The organism is Aeromonas sp. HMWF016 (assembly GCF_963878195.1).
GTDB lineage: Bacteria > Pseudomonadota > Gammaproteobacteria > Enterobacterales > Aeromonadaceae > Aeromonas > Aeromonas lacus.
On sequence record NZ_CAWNWX010000122.1, the window covers coordinates 85036 to 91846 of the forward strand.

General features: G+C 55.6%; 6 protein-coding genes. 2 read left to right on the forward strand and 4 right to left on the reverse strand.

From position 1 onward, the window contains the following. Positions 1-574, reverse strand: a 574-nt coding sequence (locus AACS24_RS22045; RefSeq protein WP_258223016.1) for a PTS sugar transporter subunit IIA, incomplete at its 3' end; no start/stop codon positions are given. Between the two features lie 559 nt (positions 575-1133). Between AACS24_RS22045 and AACS24_RS21100 the strand changes: the two genes are divergently transcribed. Beyond that, on the forward strand, positions 1134-1280 hold the full coding sequence (locus AACS24_RS21100; RefSeq protein WP_165791294.1) for a hypothetical protein: 147 nt from the start codon (positions 1134-1136) through the stop codon (positions 1278-1280). A 151-nt stretch (positions 1281-1431) separates the two neighbouring features. On the opposite strand, the gene AACS24_RS21105 is transcribed toward AACS24_RS21100, so the two are convergent. From AACS24_RS21105 to manA, 3 genes are all read right to left on the reverse strand, one after another. Further along, positions 1432-3072: a methyl-accepting chemotaxis protein gene (locus tag AACS24_RS21105; protein WP_108571905.1), complete on the reverse strand. Its 1641-nt coding sequence runs from the start codon at positions 3070-3072 to the stop codon at positions 1432-1434. A gap of 912 nt (positions 3073-3984) precedes the next feature. Beyond that, a complete protein-coding gene (locus AACS24_RS21110) occupies positions 3985-4533 on the reverse strand; it encodes a hypothetical protein (protein WP_258223017.1) in 549 nt (182 codons plus the stop codon). 226 nt (positions 4534-4759) lie between these two features. Then, the gene (gene manA, locus AACS24_RS21115; RefSeq protein WP_108571907.1) at positions 4760-5959 is read right to left on the reverse strand and encodes a mannose-6-phosphate isomerase, class I; all 1200 of its coding nucleotides are present in this window, start codon (positions 5957-5959) and stop codon (positions 4760-4762) included. Positions 5960-6088: 129 nt separating this feature from the next. Here manA and AACS24_RS21120 point away from each other — a divergent pair. Then, positions 6089-6811: helix-turn-helix transcriptional regulator (locus tag AACS24_RS21120; protein WP_258223018.1), on the forward strand; the 723-nt coding region annotated here is incomplete at its 3' end.

Consider the following 6811-nt stretch of genomic DNA (forward strand, 5'->3'; position numbering starts at 1 on the left):
TCATGTGGGAGGTACCAAACAGCAGGTGCTGCTTCATGGTGTTGAGGCGATCCTTGAAGGTGCGCTCGGTGGGTTCAGCCGGTGCAGTGGCCGCCGGTTTGGCGGTCGGGGCCGGTTTTGCAACGCTCGGGCCTTGTTGGAGCAGGGTCAGCGCTTGCTCAACGGTAGTGGCCGCTTTCATCTGCTCGATAAAACCGGGTTCCAGCAGACGGGTAGAGAGCTCGGCCAACACTTCGATGTGGTGGTTGGCGCCGCCATCCGGGGAGGCGATCATGAAGATCAGCTGGGTCGGCTTGCCATCTTCGGCGCCGTACTCGATACCTTGGCGGCTGACACCGATGGCAATGGCAGGGCGGCTGACGGCCTTGCTCTTGGCATGGGGCAGGGCGACACCTTGCTCGAAGCCGGTGCAGTCCAGCTGCTCACGGGCCCAGACATCTTTGACGAACTGCTGTTGATCAGACACGGCGCCATCGCGCGCCAGCATCTGTGCCATCTCGTCGAACAGGGCCTCCTTGCTGGTGGCCTTCAGCTCCAGACAGATAAGTCTGCCGTTGGTTATGGTGGGTAACATTGCACTCTCCTGGCTCCGTTCCTGAGCTCGCTGGGTGGGGATTGGGTTGACTGGAATATTGTTCTCCCGTTGCCCCTTCGTCGAAATCGGACAAATGTGCCGTTTACTGGATTTTTGTGTGACATCCTCCGCCCTGTGACCCTGCTCGCAATTTGCACATCGTTAGGTTTAACCATAGAAAATAAGTAAAATCCTTTATAAACAATAAGTTGATTTACTGCTCATTATTAATCTCTGTTTGGGTTACGCCATTCTTGCAATCCTGCAGATGGAGATTTGTGTGAGTGGTACAGCCACAAAAAATGTGAAGAGGGCGGCAAAAAACAGGCTTTGGGTGAGGAGCACGCTGAGCAATGTAGTGACGAGAGTGAGGGGCGAAGGGAGGAGGAAAGAGTGATGACCAGCCCAAATATTCGATTGGTTCAGGTAAAAGCAATCGTTTATTTGATTGGGCAGTTGGCGGGTTCCGGTTGTCGAAACAGGTGATACATTGGCCAAGTGCCGTCAGCCCTGAGTCGCGTTCAACATGTGTGACTCGCTAAAGCAAGGAGATATTCTGATGGAAAAACTAGACCAAGAGGTCGACACCATGCGCCAGGAGCTGGAGCGTCAGCTACAGCAGCAAGCCCACAACAAGTGGCAGGCGAGAGTCGATGCACTGCAGCAGGAGCGCTCCGGTGACTATCAGGAAGAAGAGGTAGGGTAACCACTCAATTTATCGTGTGAGCCGATAAGAGCCACAGTCCGGTTTTGCTATCGGCAACTCTGCGTAATAACGCAACCCCGCAGCGCTTGTACGCTGCGGGGTTGTTTATTTGGGGAACGCGTCAGATTGACTTGCCCTCAGGGAGTGGTCGTCAGATCCGGAACTTGCGCACCACATCCTGCAGCTGGCTCGCCAGCAGGTTGAGGTCGTTGCAAGCCTGAGCCATTTGTTTGGCTCCGGTGGCGACCTCTTCCGAGGCGTTGCTGATATTGACCACGTTGCGGTTGAGCTCCTCGCTGACAGCTCCCTGCTCTTCGGTTGCCGTGGCGATCTGGATATTCATATGGGAAATGCTATTGACCGAGCTGCTGATCTCGCCAATGGCGGCACCCGCCTCGCGGGCTGTATGAACCGTCTCCGTCATCATATCCTGACTCTGTTGCATGGTGACGCCCGCTTCGTTGGCGCGCTGCTGCAGTTCGGAGATGATGCGATTGATCTGGGAGGTGGAGTCCTGGGTGCGTTTGGCCAGAGTGCGTACTTCATCGGCGACCACGGCGAAACCACGACCCTGTTCACCTGCCCGTGCGGCTTCGATTGCTGCATTCAGTGCCAGCAGATTGGTCTGCTCGGCAATCCCCTGGATCACTTCAAGCACCATGCCGATATTTCGGCTGTCATCACCCAGCTGACGGATAACCAGAGCAGTCTCTTCGATGGCGGTAGCCACTTTTTCGATCCTGCCGATGGAGTCATTGACGGTCTCGCTGCCCTGTGCGGCAGTGTCGCTGGCGGAAGTCGCTGCGCTGGCTGCATCGTTGGTGTTGCGGGCAACCTCCTGTACCGTGGCCTGCATCTCGTTCATGGCGGTGGCCAGCTGATTGAGCTCATGCTGCTGTGCCCCCATGTTGTTGGCCGATTGCAGTGCCACCGCGCTGATCTCTTCGGCTGCCGCTCCCAACTGCACTACCGAGCCAGAGACCTCGTTGACCAGCATGCGAAGATTGGATTGCATCTCGTTGAATCCCTGAGCCAGTTTGCCCAGCTCGTCATGGGAGAAGCATTTCATATCGAGCTGGTTGGTGAGGTTGCCTGCCGCCACCTGGCGGGTCTGCTCCAGCAGGGTCATCACCGGATTGCGGATCTGCCGGATCAGCAGCCAGGCCACAATAATCACGAACAGCAGGGTTAGCGCACCGACCGTAGTGCTCAGCAGTTTGGCTCGCTCATAGGACGTCTCACTCTGCTTGGTCAGTTGATTGGCGACCCGATCGTTCTCCTTGCGTAGTTCCAGACCATCCTGTCCGGCCTGTTCAAGTGCTGTGCGGGACTCATTTTTGATCAACGACTGCACCCGAGCCATGTCGCCCTGTACGATGGCCGTTTGCAGGTTGTCATGGACGGAGAAGTATTTGGCTGCAGCAGCCTGCAGGTCGGCGAAGATATTGCGATCTCGTTCCGAGACAAAAGGCATAGATCCATACCGTTGTTCGGCGGCAGTGAACTGGTTTTTTGCCACCTCGAAATTCTGTGTGCTGTTGCTGAGGGAGGCGGAATCCTTACCCAGTGCATCGATCACCATGTTCAGCTCGGCACGGCGAGCATCCAGCAAGGCCACATGCATCTGGCTGGATGCCCGGATGGAGGGGACAATATTGTCAGTGACCTCGCTGGCATCACGGTAAATATTGGATAGTTGCGCAGTGGCAAACCAGGCAAACCCCAGCATCAGCAATGCGAGAGTAGTAAACGCCATTATCAGCTTTTTCCCTATTGTCATTTTTGTCAGCATATAGCCTCTTGTATCTATCATTTTTCAAGGAAATCGATATGTGAAATTTTTATATCGACCACAGGATGTGATACCTTAAAAATAAATCAAATAAAAGCGAGTTTAATCACAAGGGAAATGAAATGTTCATTTCCTGACATCAACCGTGTTTGGCTGACATGCCAAAAATAAATATCAGAACCATCACTAGTCATTTTCATTATTGATATAACCATCTAATTATTTTTGTCGAATCACTTTTTATTTTTAAATCCAGCGTGGTCGTAGTTATCAGGATGTGTTGGTTTTTTATATTGAAATTCAATGGATTAGTGTTTTTTGTATTGCTGCGAGCCGTTGGCTAATCATGTCCATTTGACGCTATTTATCTGCTAACTAAAATGACGGCGAGCAGGTTTTGGTAAATCAAAAGAGAACCCTTTCATTTCACTTTGGGTTGCTTCGTGGTTGTACCAGAATCACATATGACTACATCTATGAAATGGCATGAAAAAAAGTATCGGTGAGCTATCTCTATGTCATTTTTGGTTCTTATTGGAACCGACAAATAAAAGGGATAACGAGTGCACCATTATTTTTCTCTCATCATATTATCCAGATAATCCGGATATCATTCCTGCTGGAACGGACGATGAATATTTTTCCTCCTGCAGAGTGAGCACTCTGAACCAGGAGTTAATCAAGCACTGAGACGGCCAGTGGAAAGATGTGCAAGGTTGAGTTTAGTGTGATGTTCAAGGCGCGAAGGCGGAGCAGAGCCACCAAAAGAGAGTAAGCAGATGAGAGGCATGCCGAAAGGCTGAGCGGTTTGCCAAATAGTTCATATGTGTTGTGTGAGGGATAGGGAATATCTACCCCTTTCCATTGAGCGTCGGGAGCGCTGGCCTTACCCCACTATCCTTCGGGGGCTATTTATTGCTGCCCGCCATCATTTTGCAATTGCCACTGCTGCAACTGTTTTTTCAGGGAACCTTCGCCCGGGGGGATAAAGTCGTCGAGCAAAAAGCAGCGTTGATCGCCCGATTTTTGCAGCGGGAGGGTGACCTCCTGCGGCTCTTGCCGGGTATCTGTCATCGCCAGACGGTAGTGCATGGTCACGGCCACCGTGCTGTCGTTGCTGCTGGTCACCCTGAAGGTGATGGGTTCGACCACATCGCCATCCTGCGCGTTGGTCCAGGGATCGGCATCAATGGCGCACACCTCCCCATCGGCGTTGCACTCGGCCTCGCGGCTCAGCACGCTGAAAAAGTCCGGGGTCAGCAACTCTTTGATCCTGGCCGGATCGGCGTAATAGAAGTTCCGGTGATGCTCCCAGAACGCCTTGGCATGCTTGATGGCAACGCCGTCATCGCAAGCGGCATAAACCGGGTTGCCCAGCAGTCCCAGCAGCAGAAGCGGGAGTGCAGTGTTGGCTTTCATGGGGGGGGGCCTGACCTGCGCCGGTTGACGTGAAAGGGTCATGGCAGTCTCCGGAAAAAGGTGGTCGTTAAACGGGCATCATAGTCAACGAGGGGCGCAGCGAAAGAGGAATGTGGTGAATTTATGCCGCACATCAAGAATTTTGGCCGCAAAAAGGGCGCCAGAATGGATACAACCGTTCGGTAGCAAATAGCACAACGAACTGATTTTAAAGAAAAAGGGCCATCGATGATGGCCCTTCTGTTGATCCGACAATGGTGCTTGCGCCTTAGCTGCGGTTGCCGGCGCGAGCGACTCGCCCTTCTGCCAGCAGCTGGTAGCTGCCGGTGGCGGCCGGGATAAAGGCGGACTGGCCCTTCTCGAGACGCAGCGTCTCATCGCCGCGCTTGAGGAGCACGGTTGCATCGATGGCAAACAGGATCTCGGCGCTGGCGGTGGTGAGCTGGTGCTCGCCCGCAGGATAGACGCTGAAGGTGAAGTCAGGTACCGGTACCTCGAAGTGCTGCACCGCCCCTTCAACATGGGGAGCAAGCAGGATCTGGTCGTCCGGCTTGGGCAAGCAGCGGGTGCAGGCGAGCAGCTCGGCCACATCGATGTATTTGGGGGTGAGCCCGGCACGCAGCACGTTGTCCGAGTTGGCCATGATCTCGAGGCCGGTGCCGCGTACATAGGCGTGCGGGGTGCAGGCATCGAGGAACATCGCCTGACCGGGTTGGAGGGTCACTACGTTCAGCAGCAGCGGCGAGAAGAGTCCCACATCACCCGGATACTGGGCTGCCAGACTGGTGATGAGGGCAAAGGTCTCTTCATCCTGATGGGCGGCGGCATAGGTCAGCAGGCCTGCCAGCGCCTCCTCCTTGCGCGTCCCTTCCAGTACCAGCAGCTGGTGGAAGAAGTGCTGCAGGCCCGCTTCATTCTGGCTGGCGGCAAGGGCTGCGGTCAGCTCGGCGATGGCCGGCAGATTGACCCGCTCGAACAGCGCCAGAATGGCCGGGATGGCGCGAAAACCGTTCATCGCCTGATAGGGGGTGAGGGCAAACACCAGCTCGGGCTTGTGGTTCGGGTCCTTGTAGTTGCGATTGGCTGCCTTGGCATCGATGCCGGCAGCCTCTTCCTTGGCAAAGCCCGCTTCGGCCTGAGCCTTGCTCGGGTGCACCTGAATGGAGAGGGCCTTCTCGGCGCACAGCACCTTGAACAGAAATGGCAGGCTGCCAAAACGGGCGAGGGTGGCCTCACCCAGCACGGCGGCGGGGGCGCGCTCGATCAGGGTCGAGAGCTTCTGGGTCTGGCCCGCCAGCTCCACGTCGGAACAGCCGTTGGGGTGGGCGCCCATCCAGAGCTCGGCCTGGGGTTTGCCCTCCGGATTGGCAATGCCAAACAGGGTGGTGAGGGAGTCATGACTGCCCCAGTCATAGCCTTGAATCGGGTTTTGCATCAACAGAAAGGAGGGCAGATCGCTACTGCTCATAAGGGACGCCTCGTCTAGTTTGAAGAAAATCGGGTGCAGAAAAGGGTGGCATTGCTGCTGTGGACCGGACTATAACATGGGCGGTCGTGCGCGCCGCAACCGCTTGCCTCTCTCTTGATCAGGATCACCATGTCTCTCATCTTCAGCCAACTGCTCGACGGAGCCCTGAGCGAACAGGTTCCATTTGACCAAATCTGGTTTGCCAGTGAACAGGGGGTACCCCCTGGTTTCAGCTATCAGGTCAACTTTCCCCGCCTCGAACTGGTGTTCAGCGGCGAGTATCTCAACCAGATCTGGGACCGGGAGGAGGGAGTCAGGGAGATCTGCGTATTGCCGGGACAGGCGCTCTACATTCCCCCCAACGGCTGGAACAAGCCGCTCTGGACCACCGACTGCTCGGTGTTGAGCCTGCTCTTTGGCAAGCGCCAGCTCGGCTTTAGTCTGGTGAGCAAGCGACGGGAAGACCCCGATTTCTTCGATGTGCAAAAGCACAGCATCATGGCGCGAGCGGGCCATGTCATCGAACACATACTGGCGGCGCTCAACGTGCTGGCCGAGGATCCCGGTCGCTCCCCCACCGACGACCACTTGCTGCAGGCGTTGTTGTCGAGCGCCCGTCAGTTGCTGATCGCCTCTGCCACCGATCGGCCGCGGGGGGCGGATCTCTTCCACGGGATCTGCATCTATATCCAGGAAAATTTTCACCGCCCCATCACCCGCGACTCCATCGCCCACCGCTTCAACGTCTCGTCCAGCCACCTCTCGCACCTTTTTCGCGAGCAGGGCCATATGCGCCTTGCCGATTACATCAGCTGGGTACGGATCGATCGGGCCAAATTCATGCTGAAAAAG